We start from the raw sequence: 14,553 nt of genomic DNA on the forward strand, positions 1-14,553 counted from the left end.
GGAGCGGTTCCCGTCTCGGCAAGCCCGCGCGGCGCCTGAGCCAAGCCCAGATCCGCCATCCCGAAGCGCTCAAACGGCTCTGGTATGAGAACTCAGCGTCCCGTGCGCACCCGCGTCCAGGCCCGGGTGACGAAGCGCTGGGTCGAGTCGTTCCAGGCGGTGTTGACGGAGAGCCGCTGCATCGTCGCCTCGTCCGGGTAGATGCCGGGATTGTTGCGGATCTCCGGCTTCACCAGCTTCTGCGAAGCGAGGTTGCCGTTGGCGTAAGACACGAAGTTGGTGTTGGCCGCCGCCACCTCGGGCCGCATCATGTAGTCGATGAAGGCGTGCGCCTCCGCCGGATGGGCCGCATCCTTCGGGATCGCGAAGGCGTCGAACCACATCAGCGCCCCTTCCTTGGGAATGAAGTAGGCGATCTCGATCCCGTTCTTCGATTCCTCGGCCCGCTTCTTCGCCTGCATCACGTCGCCCGAATAGCCGACCGCGAGGCAGACATCGCCGTTGGCAAGCCCGTTGATGTATTCCGAGGAGTGGAACTTCCTGACCGATCCGCGCACCTTGTAGAGGGCGTCGGTCACCGTGGTGATGTCGTCCCAGCGCTTGGTATCGGCCTTGTAGCCGTAGAAGGGCAGGATCGAGGGGATCAGATCCTCGGGCGAGTCGAGCAGCATCACGCCGCAATCCTTCAGCTTGGCCATCGAGCCGGGATTGAGCACGAGACTCCAGCTGTTGAGGACGGCATTCGCGCCCAGACGCTCCCGCACGGCCCCGACATTCACGCCGATGCCGGTGGTGCCCCACATGTAATCGACGGCGAAGGTGTTGCCGGGGTCGTAGGTCTGGAGGCGATTGGCGATCTCCGGCCAAGCATGTTTGAGGTTCGGCAGCTTGCCCTTGTCGAGGGCCAGGAACACCCCCGCCTTGATCAGGCGTTGCAGGAAGGGACCCGAGGGCACGACGATGTCGTAGCCGGACTTGCCGGCCAGAAGCTTCGTCTCGAGGATCTCGTTATTGTCGTAGGTGTCGTAGACGACCTTGATGCCCGTCTCCTTGGTGAAGTCGTCGAGCACCTTCGGGTCGATATAATCCGACCAGTTGTAGATGTTGACGACCCGCTCCTCGGCCCGCAGCCCTCCCGCCGCTCCGAGGAGAAGGGGGAGGGCGGCGAGCCCTCCCAGGAGGAGCCGCCGGATCACGGCTTGGTCCGCGCCGCGGTCACGGCGATCTCGACCCGGTATTCGGGGGCGACCAGCCGTGCTTCGACGGTGGCGCGGGCGGGCGGGTTGCTCCGGTCGACCCAGGCGTCCCAGGCGGCGTTCATCTCGGCGAAGCCGGCGATATCGGCGAGGTAGATCGTCGCCGAGAGGATGCGGGACTTGTCGCTGCCCGCGGCCTGCAGCAGGCGGTCGATCTGCTCCAGGATCTGCTGCGTCTGCGCCGTGACGCCGGTGCCGACCACGTCGGCGGCCACTTGGCCCGCCAGGAAGACGAGGTCGCCATGGGCAACCGCCTGGCTCATGCGGGGGCCGGTCTCGTAGCGTTCGATGGTCATTGGGTCGGGTGCCGGTCTCGTAGGGTGAAAGGACGGCCCCTTCTGCCGCTGCGGACGGTTGCCCGTAAAGGGGTTCGGCGATGGCCGCCGTTCGAGAACGGTGGTCATCGCCCGCTTCCGGCGGGGACCGGCCCGGATTTTTTGGCCGCTCCGGCGACTCAAGAGGCAACCGGCATCGTCGCTCGCGCGTTTGTCATCCGAATACGGCCAAGTCTTCGCGCGATCCTTCACGGCGGAGGATCACGCCGAAGACGCATCGCGAGGTTGGGACGACTATGGAAATCCTCTGGACCATCATCATCGGCTTCGTGGCCGGCGTCATCGCCAAGTTCATCATGCCCGGCGACAAGGAGCCCGCCGGCTTCATCATGACGACGATCCTCGGCATCGTCGGTGCCTTCGTCGCCACCTTCATCGGTCAGGCTGTCGGCTGGTACGGGCCGAACGAGGGCGCGCGTTTCATCGGCTCCATCGTCGGCGCCTGCATCGTGCTGGCGATCTACGGCTTCATCGCCGGCCGGACCAGCAGCCGCTCGCTCTGACGCGGTTCAGGCCTTTCGAGATTGAGACAGGGGCGCTCCTTGGGGAGCGCCCCTTTTCACGTTCGGGCTGCCGCCTTCCCGGCAGGGGCGAGGTGGGTCCCGATTCGGAGGAGGGTTCCTCAGCCGCGGGCGAGCGCCTCGGCAATCGTGCTGCGGTAGGGGGTCGTCGACCGTCCGATCAGCCGGCTCAGCTGGCCCCCGGTCTCATCGAGGGCGCCCCGCGCCGCTCCGGCATCGGAATCGGCGAGCAGGGCCGCGAAGGCCTCCGGGAGGCCCGCTCCGACCAGGGCCGCCTTGAAATCGGCCTCCGGCAGGTTCCGGTAGGCGACCGCTGTGCCGGCGGCCGCGCTCACCGCTTCGGCGAACGCGGTCAGGGTGTAGGCCTCGTCGCCGGCCAGTTCGTAGACCTGCCCGGCATGGGACTCTCCCGTCAGCACGGCGGCGGCGGCCTTGGCGTAATCCGCCCGCGCGGCGGACGCGATCCGGCCTTCCCCGGCGCTGCCCAGAAACACGCCATGCGCCAGGGCCGGCGGAATCGAAGCGGTGTAGTTCTCGGTGTACCAGCCGTTGCGCAGCAGAACGTAGGGAATGCCGGAGGCTTTCAGGGCGGCTTCCGTCTGCCGGTGCTCCTTGGCCAGGGCCAGAGGCGACGTCTCGGCGTGCAAGAGACTGGTATAGGCGATCAGGCCGATGCCGGCCCGCTCGGCGGCGTCGATGACATTGCGATGCTGGACGACGCGCCGGCCGATCTCGCTGGACGAGATCAGCAGAAGCCGGTCGATGCCGCGCAAGGCTGCCTCCAGCGTCTCGGGACGGTCGTAATCGAAGTGCCGCAGCGCGACGCCCCGGGCTTGCAGGCCGCGCGCCGCCTCGCTGTCCGGGGAGCGGACGCCCGCGATAATGGAGTCTGCCGGCACTTGCCTCAGCAGGGCGTCGATCACCAAGCGGCCGAGCTGGCCGGTGGCGCCGGTCACGAAAAGGCGCGGAGAGGCGGAGATGGTCATGGCTTTCCTCGATGCCGGTCTCACTGTGGTAGAAGGTCACTAAGTGAGACCGTCGAGGCCGTGAAGGAGGCACTTTCTTGGGACAAGGTGACGTGGAGGAAACCTCCGGCCTGCCAGGGCAGGCGGAGCTGGCGCGCCGTTTCGCCCGCTGGCAATCCGCCGGCCTCGACGCCTCCGGCTGTCCGGTGCGGAATGTGCTGGACCGGGTCGGCGACAAATGGTCGATGCTGATCCTGACCGCTCTGGCCCCCGGGCCGTCCCGCTTCAGCGCGCTCGCGCGCGGGATCCCGGACATCTCCAAGCGCATGCTGACCCAGACGCTGCGCGATCTCGAGCGGGACGGCTTCGTCGCGCGCAGGGTATTCCCGACCAAGCCGCCCAGCGTCGAGTATCGTCTGACGGCTTTGGGGATCGCGCTGCTCGATCCGCTCGCCCGCCTCATCCGCTGGGCCGAGGCGAGCCATCCGGCGATTCAGGAGGCGCGGGCGCGCTTCGATGCCGGCACCGCCAGCGAGGGCGGGCCGGCCTCGGCCTGAAGGGGACGTCAGGCGGTCAGGTCGCGCCCGCCTCCAGCCGCCGCCTTGACGGCGCAATGGCCGGTGGCGCCCCGCACCGCGAGGCCGACACCGATCACCAGGGCGGCGAGGCTCAGGAACTTGTTCGGCCGCGGCTGAGCGGCCGCGGCGGCGATGCCGAGGCCGAGGGCAACGGACACCGCCCGCTCGGTCATGCTCAGGTTCTGTTCGCCGGAAAAAATGTCCTCGATCATCGCGTTCACGGTCATCCGCTCCTTTTCACGCATCTGCGGTTCGCGGGGCGAACGCGGGGCGGCCGGTGCCGTTCCGCGCGCGCTGCCATGAAGCGGAGGATCACGCGCCGAGCCTCAGAACCGGGCCATCAGCTGGAAGCGCACGGTCCTGGGCGCACCGGGGAGGATGTTGTTGTTGTTGTGCGCGGAGACGATGTAGCGGCGGTCGAACAGGTTCTCGATGTTCACCTGCGCTCGCACCGCCTCGCTGAACTCGTAGAACAGCCCGAGATCGAAGCGCGAATAGCTCGGCAGGCGCACGGTGTTGTCGGAGGCGGCGAAGCTGTGGGCCTGGTTGAGGTAGCCCACTCCCACCGAGACACCCTCGCCGATCTCGAACTTGTTCCACAGGCTGAAGGTGTTGAGGGGCACGAGGCCGACCACGTTGCCGGCCACGACGGAATCGCTGAGATCGGCGCTGATGCGCGCATCGGTGAAGGCATAGCCGCCGGCGACGGCCCACCAATCGGTGACGTAGCCGTTCAGGCCGATCTCCGCCCCCTGCGTGCGGGTACGGCCGGCGCCGAGGACGAAGCCCGGATTGTTGGGATCGGGGATCGGTTGATTGGTGCGGTCGAGGTTGAACAGGGCCGCCGTCAGCTGCAGCTCGGGGGTAACCTCGTATTTCACGCCGATCTCGGCATTCACGAATGTCTCCGGCTCGGCCAGGGCGAGGCCCGGTGTCAGAACCCGGAACTGGTCGCCGGCACTCGGCAGGTAGGACACGCCGTAGCTGCCGTAGACGGCGAGGGTGTCGAGCGGTTTGACGACGACGCCGGCGCGGGGCGAGACGAGGTTGTCGATACGGGCATTGAGGCTGCCGTCACGCCGATCCCGCGACGCGAAGTTGAAGTGATCGTAGCGAAGCCCGGCGATGAACTGCAGGTGCTCGTCGATCTCGATCTGGTCCTGAACGAAGGCCGCCGCGAGCCCGAGGGCATAGGTGTTGTTGTTGCCGGAGGCGATGTTGCGATAGGTGGCGCCGACCGCAGTCACCGGCGAGTAGGGGTTCACCACGAGATCGCGGTTCCCGGTCGTGTTCCAGAAGCCGTCGCGCCGGAAGTCGATGCCTTGCTGATAGCCGAGCTCGAACCCTCCGACGAGGGTATGCGCCACCGGCCCGGTGGCGAATGTGTAGGTGAAGTCGGTCTGGTTGAAGAGGTTGGTGCGGTCGGTCTGGCTGTTATAGGTGCGCAGCACCACCGCCGTGTCGTCGGCATTGACCGGCCCGTTCGGAAACGCGTTCTGGTGGAACTTCCGGTAATCGGCGATCCGCGACTGGCTGCGCATGACGACGCCGTTCTCGAAGACATGGTCGAGCTGGGCAGTGCCGATCTGAGCATCGAGAGAGCCGCGTGAGATCGGCGGCGCACCGAACAGGGTCGCCGTGTTGTCGCGGTAGCGCCAGGCCCGGCCGCCCTGCGAGGGGATGCCGCGGTCGGGGATGCGGTTGTCGCTGAAGAACTCGTAGGACAGGCGTAGCGTCGTCTGCGGCCCGAGCAGGAGCGTCATCGTCGGGTTCACGCCATAACGGCGGATATCGATGAAGTCGCGATAGGTGCCGGTCTCCTCGAACACGCCGTTGAGGCGGACGAAGGCGGTCTCGGAGAGGCGGTCGCCGACATCGAGCGCCATGCGCTTGTTCGCGAACTGGCCGCCCTGCAGCAGCACTTCGCGGATCGGCACGCCGTCGGCCTCCTTGAGCACCCGGTTGACGATGCCGCCACCGCCGCCGCGGCCGAAGATCATCGCGTTGGGGCCCTTCAGCACCTCGATGCGCTGGGTGTTATAGAGATCGCGGAAATAGCGGGCGTCGTCGCGGATGCCGTTGACGAAGAAGTCGGCGTTGGTGCGCTGGCCGCGGATCAGGATCTCGTCGCGATGGCCCTCGCCCTGGGCGATGGCGACGCCGGGGACGTAGCGCAAGGCGTCGCCGAGGCTCTGGACGTTCTGATCGCGGATCTGCGCTTGCGTCACCACCGAGATCGCCTGCGGGGTGTCGATGAGCGGCGTATCGGTCTTGGTCGAGGAGCGCAGGCGCGTGGCGATGTAGCCGACCTGCGCGCCGGAGCTGTCGACCACGAGACCGCGCCCGGAGCGGGAGCCCGAGACGCTGATCGTGTCGAGGGTCACGCCGTCGACGGACGCGGCCCGAGGCAGGGCGGCTTGTGGCAGGGGATGGACCGCCTGAGCCGTCGGCGGGCCGGCCTTGATCTCCGTGACTTGCGCATGGGCCGGATGGATGAAGGCCGCGACGAGGCTTGATCTGGCGACGGATGCGAGCAGCATCGGCCACGACAAAGCGTGGCTCCCTTGCGCCTTCATCATAAATTTCCCCCTTATTTTATTAGAATAGACGGGGGAGGGCGGGCCCTAATCCGGTCGGGTTGCTGGGTTTGTCTCTGTTCCAAACTTGCAGAAAACTTATGGAAATTCGGCAATTGGCGCGTGCTTGCCTTCAGGGGCCCTGAGACGGGATCCGCTCGATCGAAGTGGAGCCCGTCTCGGCAAGCCCGCGCGGTGCCTGAGCGAAGCCCGGATCCGCCATCCCGAAGGGGTCGAACGGATCTGGTATGATGCCTGCCGGAATGATTGTGCGGCTCGCGGCCTATCCGGGCGCGCTCATCCACGGAGGCGGTTCGCGCAGGCGGTCTTGCGGGAGCGAAAAGCAAAGAGCGCGGCCCCGGGAGGGGCCGCGCTCTTCAACAAGACGATGCGAAGGAGGAGGGGCGATTACTCGCCCGACGATTCCCGGCGGCGCTCGCCGCGGTCGCGGCGCGGACCGCGATCCCCACGGTCGCCGCGATCACTCCGCTCCTCGCGCTCCGGCTCGCCGCGCTCCGCGCGCTCGGCCTTCAGCCGCTCGGTGATGTCCTCGCCGGTCTCCTGATCGACGACCTTCATCGACAGGCGGATCTTGCCGCGCTCGTCGGCGCCGAGGAACTTCACCTTGACCTTCTGGCCTTCCTTGACGACGTCGCCGACCTTGGCGACGCGCTGCGCCGCCAGCTCGGAGATGTGGACGAGGCCGTCCTTGGCGCCGAAGAAGTTCACGAAGGCGCCGAACTCCATGATCTTGACGATGGTGCCGTCATAGATCGTGCCGGCCTCCGGCTCGGCGACGATGGAGCGGATCCAGTTATAGGCCGCCTTGATCGCCTTGCCGTCCGAGGAGGCGATCTTCACGATGCCGGTATCCTCGATGTTGATCTTGGCGCCTGTCTTCTCGACGATCTCGCGGATGATCTTGCCGCCGGTGCCGATCACGTCGCGGATCTTGTCGGTGGGGATCTGCATCGTCTCGATGCGCGGCGCGTATTCGCCGAGCTCGGGACGGGCCGCGGTCAGGGCCTGGGCCATCTCGCCGAGGATGTGGGCACGGCCGTCCTTCGCCTGGGCGAGGGCGACCTTCATGATCTCCTCGGTGATGCCGGCGATCTTGATGTCCATCTGGAGGGAGGTGATGCCCTCCTCGGTGCCGGCCACCTTGAAGTCCATGTCGCCGAGGTGATCCTCGTCGCCGAGGATGTCGGAGAGCACCGCGAAGCGCTCGCCTTCCAGGATCAGGCCCATGGCGATGCCGGCCACCGGACGGCGCAGGGGCACGCCCGCATCCATCAGCGACAGCGAGCCGCCGCAGACCGAGGCCATCGAGGAGGAGCCGTTCGACTCGGTGATCTCGGAGACCACGCGGATCGTGTACGGGAACTCGTGGGCCGCCGGCAGCACCGGACGGATCGCGCGCCAGGCGAGCTTGCCGTGGCCGATCTCGCGGCGGCCGGGCGAACCCATGCGGCCGGTCTCACCGACGGAATAGGGAGGGAAGTTGTAGTGGAGCAGGAAGCGCTCCTTGTAGGTCCCCTCGAGCGCGTCGATGAACTGCTCGTCCTCGCCGGTGCCGAGAGTGGCCACCACGAGAGCCTGCGTCTCGCCACGGGTGAACATCGCCGAGCCGTGGGCGCGGGGCAGCACGCCGACTTCCGACACGATCGGACGGACGGTCTTTACGTCACGGCCGTCGATGCGGCTTCCGGTGTCGAGGATGTTCCAGCGGACCACCTTCGACTGGGCCTCCTTGAAGGCGGCCTTGACCTTCTCGGGGTTGAACTTCTGCTCGCCCTCGGCCGGGCACAGGGCGGCGACCACCTTCGCCTTCACGGCGTCGACGGCGGCGTAGCGCTCCTGCTTGACGGTCTTCTTGTAGGCCTCGCGCAGGTCGGCCTCGGCGATCTCCAGCACCGCCTTCTCGACGTCGGCATTCTCCGGCGGGGAGAAGTCGCGCGGCTCCTTGGCGGCCTTCTCGGCCAGGCGGATGATCGCCTCGATCACCGGCTGGAAGTGCTTGTGGCCGAACATCACGGCCCCGAGCATCACCTCCTCGGACAGCTCCTTGGCCTCGGACTCGACCATCAGCACGGCGTCCTGGGTGCCGGCGACGACGAGGTCGAGGGAGGATTCGGCGACCTCGGTCACCAGCGGGTTCAGCTTGTAGCTGCCGTTGACGAAGCCGACGCGGGCGGCGCCGATCGGGCCCGTGAACGGCACGCCGGACAGCGTCAGGGCGGCGGAGGCCGCCACCATCGAGACGATGTCGGGATCGTTCTCGAGATCGTGGGAGAGGACGGTGACGACGACCTGGGTGTCGTTGCGCCAGCCCTCGACGAAGAGCGGGCGGATCGGCCGGTCGATCAGGCGGGAGACCAGCGTCTCCTTCTCGGAGGGACGGCCCTCGCGCTTGAAGTAACCGCCGGGGATGCGGCCGGCGGCGTAGGCGCGCTCCTGGTAGTTCACGGTCAGCGGCATGAAGTCGATGCCGGGCTTCGGCTCCTTGGCCGCGACCACGGTGGCGAGCACGGTGGTCTCGCCATAGGTGGCGACCACGGCGCCGTCGGCCTGCCGGGCGGTCTTGCCGGTCTCGAGGACGAGCTTGCGGTCGCCCCAGATCAGCTCTTCGCGTTGTACGTCGAACATAGGTCTCTTGCCTTCAAACATGCGGGTCGGGCGAACCCGGCGCCGCCAGAGGCAAGACGGCGAGACGCTTCGAGTGAGAGAAGCGTCTCGCGATCCTGCCCTGGCGCCCTTTGCCTTCAAGCCGCCCGGGGCGGACCGGCCGGGCCCCATGCCCGGACAGTCCATAGCGAAACGCGGTCCCGAGAGGGGACCGCGCCGGATGCCTTAGCGGCGGATGCCGAGGCGCTCGATGAGGGTGCGGTAGCGCGCCTCTTCCTTGCGCTTCAGGTAGTCGAGCAGCGAGCGGCGCTGCGACACCAGCTTCAGGAGGCCGCGGCGGGAGTGGTTGTCCTTGCCGTGGGTCTTGAAGTGGGCGGTCAGGTTGGTGATCCGCTCGGTGAGGATGGCGATCTGGACCTCCGGCGAGCCGGTGTCCTTGTTGCCCTTGGCGTATTCCTTGATGAGCGCGGTCTTGCGCTCTGCCGTGATCGACATCGCAGGCCTTTCAGGTGAGGTTTGGTGAGGCGCCGCCCGCCAGGGGGAAGGGCGCCCGGAACATGCTTGCGGTCGGGCCGGTGCCGGGATGTCGTCCAGCGCGGTCTGCCACAAGCGGCATAGGCCCCGCCCGTGGCCGGGTCGAGGCGGCGCGGACCATACACGAAACCGCAGGAAGTGCCAGTGCCGCCGCCCGCTCGACAGGGCGATCGCTCGAAAGCGATCACCCTGCTGTCTTCCCGACCTCAAGCGCCGGCGGCCGCCTCCGCGGCCTTGGCTGTCGCTCCGCTCGATGCCTCGGCACAGCCGAGGGCCCGCTACGCGGGGCGCTCTTCGCGCCCGGACAGCGGGATGATCGCTTTTCAAGCGTTTGCCCCGTCGGTTCGGCCGGGCTCAGCTTCACATTGCCGCCGCTTCGGCGCGATTTTCGCGTTGCCGGCTCGTCCGAACCGACCCACGGAATCGCATGCTCCGCTTCGCCCTCGGCATCCGCAAGCCCATCGCCGCCCTCGCCACCGAGGCGGAGGGGCCGGCGCTGGCACGAAACCTCTCCGCCTTCAGCCTCGTCTGCATCGGCGTCGGCGCCACGGTGGGCGCGGGGATCTTCGTGCTCACCGGCACGGCGGCGGCGAATTTCGCCGGCCCGGGGCTGATGCTGTCCTTCGTGCTCGGCGCGGTGGCGAGCGGGCTGGTGGCCCTGTGCTACGCCGAACTCGCCGCGATGATTCCCGTCGCGGGCTCGACCTATTCCTACACCTACGCGACGCTCGGGGCGCTGCCAGCCTGGATCATCGGTTGGGATCTGGTGCTGGAATTCGCCTTCGCCGCGGCCACCATCGCCGTCGGCTGGGCGGGCTACGCCCAAAGCCTCCTGGCCGATGCCGGGGTGAGGTTGCCGGCATGGCTCGCCGCCGCGCCGGGGGAGGGCGGTGGGTTCAACCTCCCGGCGGCCCTGATCGTGCTGGTGCTCACCGCGCTGCTGATGCGCGACAACCGGCAGGCGGCGGGCGCCAACGCCGTGCTGGTGGCGCTGAAGGTCGCGATCATCTTAGGCTTTCTCGGCATCGGCGCCGCCCATGTGCGGCCGGAGTTGTGGCAGCCGCTGGTGCCGGCCAACGAGGGGACGTTCGGCGCCTTCGGCTGGAGCGGTGTCTTCCGCGGGGCGGGGGTGGTGTTCTTCGCCTATGTCGGCTTCGAGACCGTCTCGACCGCCGCCGGCGAGACCCGCGATCCGCAGCGGGACGCGCCCGTGGGGCTGATCGGCTCGCTCGTCGTCACCGCCGTGCTCTATGTGGCGGTGGCGGCGGTGCTGACCGGCCTCGTGCCCTATCGCGACCTCGACGTGGCCGACCCGATCGCCAGGGCCATGGCGGCGACCGGGCTCACCGGCTTCTCGGTGGCGATCAAGCTGGGGGCGCTGATCGGCCTGACCACGGCGGCGCTGACAGCGCTCTACGGGCAGGCGCGCATCTTCTACGCCATGGCCCGCGACCGCATGCTGCCGGATGTGTTCGCGCGCATCGGCGCGACCAGCCGGACGCCCTTCGTCGCGCAGGGGCTGATCGGGCTCGTCACCGCGCTGGTGGCGGCGCTGGTGCCGATCGACGTGCTCGGCGAACTCGTCAGCATCGGCACGCTGTTCGCCTTCATCCTGGTCTGCGCCGGCGTGCTGATCCTGCGCCGCACGGAGCCTGAGAGGGCGCGGCCGTTCCGGGTGCCGGGGGGCGCCCTGGTACCGGTGCTCGGCATCCTCGCCTGCCTTGCCCTGATGGCGAGCCTGCCCGGCGACACGTGGTTGCGTCTACTGGTCTGGCTCGCCATCGGGCTGGCGATCTGGTTCGGCTACGGCCGGCGGCGCGTCGCAGCCGATCCAGGTTTCGAAAGGACAGGTCCTTTCGCGGGTTCAGGGCAGAGCCCTGGTTGAAGGGATGATCCCTCCGGAGCCCGGATCAGTACGAGCGGTGCTGGCCGGCCGCGCGGCCGCCGCCATAGCGGCGACGCAGATAGGAAATGGCCTTGGGCAGGAGGAAGACGACGAGGATCTGGCGCAGGATCGAGCGCATCCGGATGGACTCCATGGTGAAAGATCGGATTGGAAGCCCAATGCCCGGAGGGGCGCCCGCGTTCCCCGATCACAGTTCGAGGGTGAGCGTCACCGGGGCGTGGTCCGAGGGCTTTTCCCAGCCCCGGGCCTCGCGGAACACCTCGACCTTGCGCAGGGTGCCGGCGAGGTCCGGCGAGACCCAGGCGTGGTCGAGGCGCCGCCCCTTGTTCGCCGCCGCCCAGTCCGGCGAGCGGTAGCTCCACCACGTGTAGATCTTTTCGGGTTCCGGGGTGAGGAACCGCGCCGCGTCGATCCAACCGGCCTCGCCCCGCAGCGTCTCCAGCGCCTCGGTCTCGACGGGGGTGTGACTCACCACGTCGAGCAGCTGCTTGTGCGACCAGACATCGTGCTCCAGGGGCGCGACGTTGAGGTCGCCGACGAGGATCGCCGGGCCGGAGACGCGCCGCCCGCCCCAGGCCCGTAGCTCCTGCAGAAAGTCGAGCTTGTGCGCGAATTTCGGGTTGAGGTCGCGGTGGGGCAGGTCGCCGCCCGCCGGCACGTAGAAGTCGTGCAGGACGAGGCCCGCCGCCGGCCCGGCCTCGGGCCCGAGCGCCGCCGAGATGTGGCGCGCATCCGCCCGCTCGCAGAAGCTCATCACCGCGCGGGTCAGCAGCGGAAACCGCGAGATGATCGCGACGCCGTTATAGCCCTTCTGCCCGGCGAAGACGATGTTCTCGTAGCCCGATCCCTTGAACGCCTTGAGCGGGAACAGCTCGTCCGGGCACTTGGTCTCCTGCAGGCACAGCACGTCCGGCTGGGCCTGCGCCAGGAAGCGCAAAACGGACTCGATGCGCAGCCGCACCGAGTTGATGTTCCAGGTCGTGACGGTGAGGCGCACGGGGACTGCCTGAGAAGCGTGGCGAGGGATGGCGCCCCGTTAGCCCAACCCACGCGGCGCGCAAACCGGCCTCGGCCGCCGGCTTAGGGGTTCTGCCCTTCGATCTGGCGCTGCATCGCCTTGTCCTCGGCCCGGCCGTAATTGATGAAGAACAGCGCGCCGTCGACGGCCTTGCCCTTCTGCAGGTTCGAGAGCTGCACGGTGGTGAGGTAGCCCTGCGGATCGGTGATCCGCCACTGCGACAGGGACTTCACCTCGGCGTCGAAGAAGAGCTGGATCTTCGAGGTGCCGCCCAAGGTCGAGCGGTCCTCCAGGGCGATGCGCACGCCGCCGGGATCGTTGGTCACCTCCGTCACCGTCAAGTCGCGGGTGAGGTCGATCTTGTCGCGCAGGAGGAATTTCAGCGGCGTCTGCGAGATGAAGTAGAGATCCTGCGTGCCGAGCTTGCGGTCGCGCACCGCGACCGAGGTGCCATCCGCCACGACTTCGAGGGGGGAGGGCTGGTCGTACTCGAAGCGCAGGCGGCCCGGCTTGGCCAGCGACAGCTTGCCGCCGATGCGCCGCCCGTCCGCGCCGATCTGGATGAACGAGCCGGTCAGGGTTTGGAAGCCGTTGAAATAGGCGTTGGCTGCCGCGACGATGGTGGCCGGATCGGCGTCCTGAAGCGAGGCGCCGAGATTGGGCGCGCCCACCGCCGCCACCCGCGTGCCGGGATTGGCCGCACCCGCCGGAGCGGAGGCACCGGGCTTGGCCGCCGCCTTGAGGCTGCCGGTCTTCTCGCCCGGCTTGTCCGTGGTCTTCTCGGCGCTCTTGTCCGCCCCCTTGTCGGTGCCTTTGCCCGGCTTCTGCGCCGCCTTCTTGGCCGGGGCGGGGGCCGCCTGCGGCTCGGGCGCCGCGGCCGGAGGGGCCGGCGGCTCCTCCTTGCGGCCGAACAGCCCGTCGAAGAACGAGGAGACCTGGGCACCGGCCGGCTGCGGCTGAAGCGCCAGCGCGGCGAGGAGCAGCGGACCGGCGGCGAGGGTGAGGCGTCGGCCAGTCATCGTCAGGGCATCTCCGAAAGCTGCGGGCGCGCGGGAGGCGGCGTGGGGATCAGGCCCCGGTGCGGACGCGCCTGGCGGCGGAGCGTCCGGGTCTCGTGTCCGGTGATAGAACCGGCCCCTGTGGCGAATATGCGACGGGCCAGGTTCGTGGCCCCGTCCCGAAAGCGCGCCATCGGCTTTCGGGACGAGGCTTGGGAGATCACTCGTCGTCGTAACCGCCGGAGGGCGCGCCCGCGAGGCCCTCGACCAGGATCTCGCGTTTCCCGGCATGGTTGGCCGGACCGACGATGCCCTCGATCTCCATCCGCTCCATGATCGAGGCGGCGCGGTTGTAGCCGATCTGCAGGCGGCGCTGGATGTAGCTGGTCGAGGCCTTGCGGTCGCGCAGCACCACGGCGATGGCCTGCTCGTAGAGCTCGCCGCCCTCGGCCCCGGCGGTCGCCGCGAAGGCGCCGATGTCGAAGACCGGGGCGTCGGCCTCCTCTCCTTCCGCGAAGTCGTCCTTCTCGGCCTTGGCCGCGGCCCGCGAGCCCTTGGCCGGCTTCTCCGGCTGGTCGGAGGAGCCGTCATCGGCCGTGACCGCCTCGAGATAGGAGGGCCGGCCCTGGCGCTTGAGATGGGCGACCACGCTCTCGACTTCCGAGTCCGAGCAGAACGGCCCGTGCACGCGCGTCGTGCGCCCGCCGCCGGCCATGAACAGCATGTCGCCCTGGCCCAGAAGCTGCTCGGCGCCCATCTCGCCCAGGATCGTGCGCGAATCGATCTTGCTCGTCACCTGGAAGGAGATCCGGGTCGGGAAGTTCGCCTTGATCGTGCCGGTGATGACGTCGACCGAGGGGCGCTGCGTCGCCATGATCAGGTGGATGCCGGCGGCACGCGCCATCTGGGCGAGGCGCTGGATCGCGCCCTCGATGTCCTTGCCCGCCACCATCATCAGGTCGGCCATCTCGTCGACCACGATCACGATGTAGGGCAGGGCGGAGAGATCCATCTCCTGCTCCTCGTAGACCGCCTCGCCGGTGGTGCGGTCGAAGCCGGTCTGGATCGTCCGGGTGATGCTATCGCCCCGCTCGCGCGCCTCCTTCATCCGGGCATTGTAGCCGTCGATGTTGCGCACACCGACCTTGGACATCTTCTTGTAGCGCTCCTCCATCTCGCGCACCGCCCATTTGAGGGCGATCACCGCCTTCTTCGGGTCGATGACGACGGGGGAGAGCAGG

At 68.3% G+C, this 14,553-nt stretch carries 14 protein-coding genes; 3 read left to right on the plus strand and 11 right to left on the minus strand.

Annotated features, from left to right (window positions below; genetic code table 11):
* Positions 1 to 92: 92 nt before the first annotated feature.
* Together MZTS_RS14755 and MZTS_RS14760 are read right to left on the minus strand one after the other, a co-directional pair.
* Complete coding sequence (locus MZTS_RS14755) at positions 93 to 1,196, minus strand: extracellular solute-binding protein (protein WP_192284421.1); 1,104 nt, start codon at positions 1,194 to 1,196, stop codon at positions 93 to 95.
* Positions 1,193 to 1,552 (minus strand): RidA family protein, encoded by a 360-nt coding sequence (locus tag MZTS_RS14760; protein WP_009863599.1) that lies wholly within the window; start codon positions 1,550 to 1,552, stop codon positions 1,193 to 1,195. Before MZTS_RS14760 ends, MZTS_RS14755 begins: the two co-directional genes overlap by 4 nt.
* 275 nt (positions 1,553 to 1,827) lie before the next feature.
* Here MZTS_RS14760 and MZTS_RS14765 point away from each other — a divergent pair, with 275 nt between their 5' ends.
* Positions 1,828 to 2,094 (plus strand): GlsB/YeaQ/YmgE family stress response membrane protein, encoded by a 267-nt coding sequence (locus MZTS_RS14765; protein ID WP_192284422.1) that lies wholly within the window; start codon positions 1,828 to 1,830, stop codon positions 2,092 to 2,094.
* A gap of 119 nt (positions 2,095 to 2,213) precedes the next feature.
* On the opposite strand, the gene MZTS_RS14770 is transcribed toward MZTS_RS14765, so the two are convergent.
* The gene (locus MZTS_RS14770; RefSeq protein ID WP_192284423.1) at positions 2,214 to 3,098 is read right to left on the minus strand and encodes an SDR family oxidoreductase; all 885 of its coding nucleotides are present in this window, start codon (positions 3,096 to 3,098) and stop codon (positions 2,214 to 2,216) included.
* Positions 3,099 to 3,175: 77 nt separating this feature from the next.
* On the opposite strand from MZTS_RS14770, the gene MZTS_RS14775 reads away from it, so the two are divergent.
* A complete protein-coding gene (locus MZTS_RS14775; protein WP_192284424.1) occupies positions 3,176 to 3,634 on the plus strand; it encodes a winged helix-turn-helix transcriptional regulator in 459 nt (152 codons plus the stop codon).
* An 8-nt stretch (positions 3,635 to 3,642) separates the two neighbouring features.
* Here the strand turns inward: MZTS_RS14775 and MZTS_RS14780 are convergent, their stop codons facing one another.
* From MZTS_RS14780 to rpsO, 4 genes are all read right to left on the minus strand, one after another.
* On the minus strand, positions 3,643 to 3,882 hold the full coding sequence (locus tag MZTS_RS14780) for a YgaP-like transmembrane domain (protein ID WP_192284425.1): 240 nt from the start codon (positions 3,880 to 3,882) through the stop codon (positions 3,643 to 3,645).
* Between the two features lie 99 nt (positions 3,883 to 3,981).
* Positions 3,982 to 6,231 carry a TonB-dependent receptor gene (locus MZTS_RS14785; RefSeq protein WP_378738720.1) on the minus strand — a complete coding sequence of 750 codons (2,250 nt, stop codon included), beginning with the start codon at positions 6,229 to 6,231 and terminating at the stop codon, positions 3,982 to 3,984.
* A gap of 408 nt (positions 6,232 to 6,639) precedes the next feature.
* A complete protein-coding gene (gene pnp, locus MZTS_RS14790; protein WP_192284427.1) occupies positions 6,640 to 8,877 on the minus strand; it encodes a polyribonucleotide nucleotidyltransferase in 2,238 nt (745 codons plus the stop codon).
* A gap of 204 nt (positions 8,878 to 9,081) precedes the next feature.
* Positions 9,082 to 9,351 (minus strand): 30S ribosomal protein S15, encoded by a 270-nt coding sequence (rpsO, locus tag MZTS_RS14795; protein ID WP_009864833.1) that lies wholly within the window; start codon positions 9,349 to 9,351, stop codon positions 9,082 to 9,084.
* Positions 9,352 to 9,817: 466 nt separating this feature from the next.
* Between rpsO and MZTS_RS14800 the strand changes: the two genes are divergently transcribed.
* Positions 9,818 to 11,275: an amino acid permease gene (locus MZTS_RS14800; protein ID WP_192284428.1), complete on the plus strand. Its 1,458-nt coding sequence runs from the start codon at positions 9,818 to 9,820 to the stop codon at positions 11,273 to 11,275.
* 25 nt (positions 11,276 to 11,300) lie between these two features.
* Here the strand turns inward: MZTS_RS14800 and MZTS_RS25490 are convergent, their stop codons facing one another.
* The 4 genes from MZTS_RS25490 to MZTS_RS14815 form a co-directional block, all read right to left on the minus strand.
* Positions 11,301 to 11,429 (minus strand): hypothetical protein, encoded by a 129-nt coding sequence (locus MZTS_RS25490; protein ID WP_281397054.1) that lies wholly within the window; start codon positions 11,427 to 11,429, stop codon positions 11,301 to 11,303.
* Between the two features lie 54 nt (positions 11,430 to 11,483).
* A complete protein-coding gene (gene xth / locus MZTS_RS14805; RefSeq protein WP_192284429.1) occupies positions 11,484 to 12,293 on the minus strand; it encodes an exodeoxyribonuclease III in 810 nt (269 codons plus the stop codon).
* Between the two features lie 83 nt (positions 12,294 to 12,376).
* Positions 12,377 to 13,333, minus strand: coding sequence for a LolA family protein (locus MZTS_RS14810; RefSeq protein ID WP_192284430.1), 957 nt, complete (start codon positions 13,331 to 13,333; stop codon positions 12,377 to 12,379).
* Between the two features lie 199 nt (positions 13,334 to 13,532).
* On the minus strand, positions 13,533 to 14,553 hold a 1,021-nt coding region (locus MZTS_RS14815; RefSeq protein WP_192284431.1), incomplete at its 5' end, for an FtsK/SpoIIIE domain-containing protein.

This window comes from Methylorubrum zatmanii, from assembly GCF_014845115.1.
Taxonomy (GTDB): domain Bacteria; phylum Pseudomonadota; class Alphaproteobacteria; order Rhizobiales; family Beijerinckiaceae; genus Methylobacterium; species Methylobacterium zatmanii.

Excerpts from the sequence above, each read along its gene's own strand:
- MZTS_RS14760 (WP_009863599.1), bottom strand. The coding sequence starts at position 1,552 with ATGACCATCGAACGCTACGAGACCGGCCCCCGCATGAGCCAGGCGGTT.
- MZTS_RS14765 (WP_192284422.1), top strand. The coding sequence starts at position 1,828 with ATGGAAATCCTCTGGACCATCATCATCGGCTTCGTGGCCGGCGTCATC.
- MZTS_RS14770 (WP_192284423.1), bottom strand. The coding sequence starts at position 3,098 with ATGACCATCTCCGCCTCTCCGCGCCTTTTCGTGACCGGCGCCACCGGC.
- MZTS_RS14780 (WP_192284425.1), bottom strand. The coding sequence starts at position 3,882 with ATGACCGTGAACGCGATGATCGAGGACATTTTTTCCGGCGAACAGAAC.
- MZTS_RS14785 (WP_378738720.1), bottom strand. The coding sequence starts at position 6,231 with ATGAAGGCGCAAGGGAGCCACGCTTTGTCGTGGCCGATGCTGCTCGCA.
- pnp (WP_192284427.1), bottom strand. The coding sequence starts at position 8,877 with ATGTTCGACGTACAACGCGAAGAGCTGATCTGGGGCGACCGCAAGCTC.
- rpsO (WP_009864833.1), bottom strand. The coding sequence starts at position 9,351 with ATGTCGATCACGGCAGAGCGCAAGACCGCGCTCATCAAGGAATACGCC.
- MZTS_RS14800 (WP_192284428.1), top strand. The coding sequence starts at position 9,818 with ATGCTCCGCTTCGCCCTCGGCATCCGCAAGCCCATCGCCGCCCTCGCC.
- MZTS_RS25490 (WP_281397054.1), bottom strand. The coding sequence starts at position 11,429 with ATGGAGTCCATCCGGATGCGCTCGATCCTGCGCCAGATCCTCGTCGTC.
- MZTS_RS14810 (WP_192284430.1), bottom strand. The coding sequence starts at position 13,333 with ATGACTGGCCGACGCCTCACCCTCGCCGCCGGTCCGCTGCTCCTCGCC.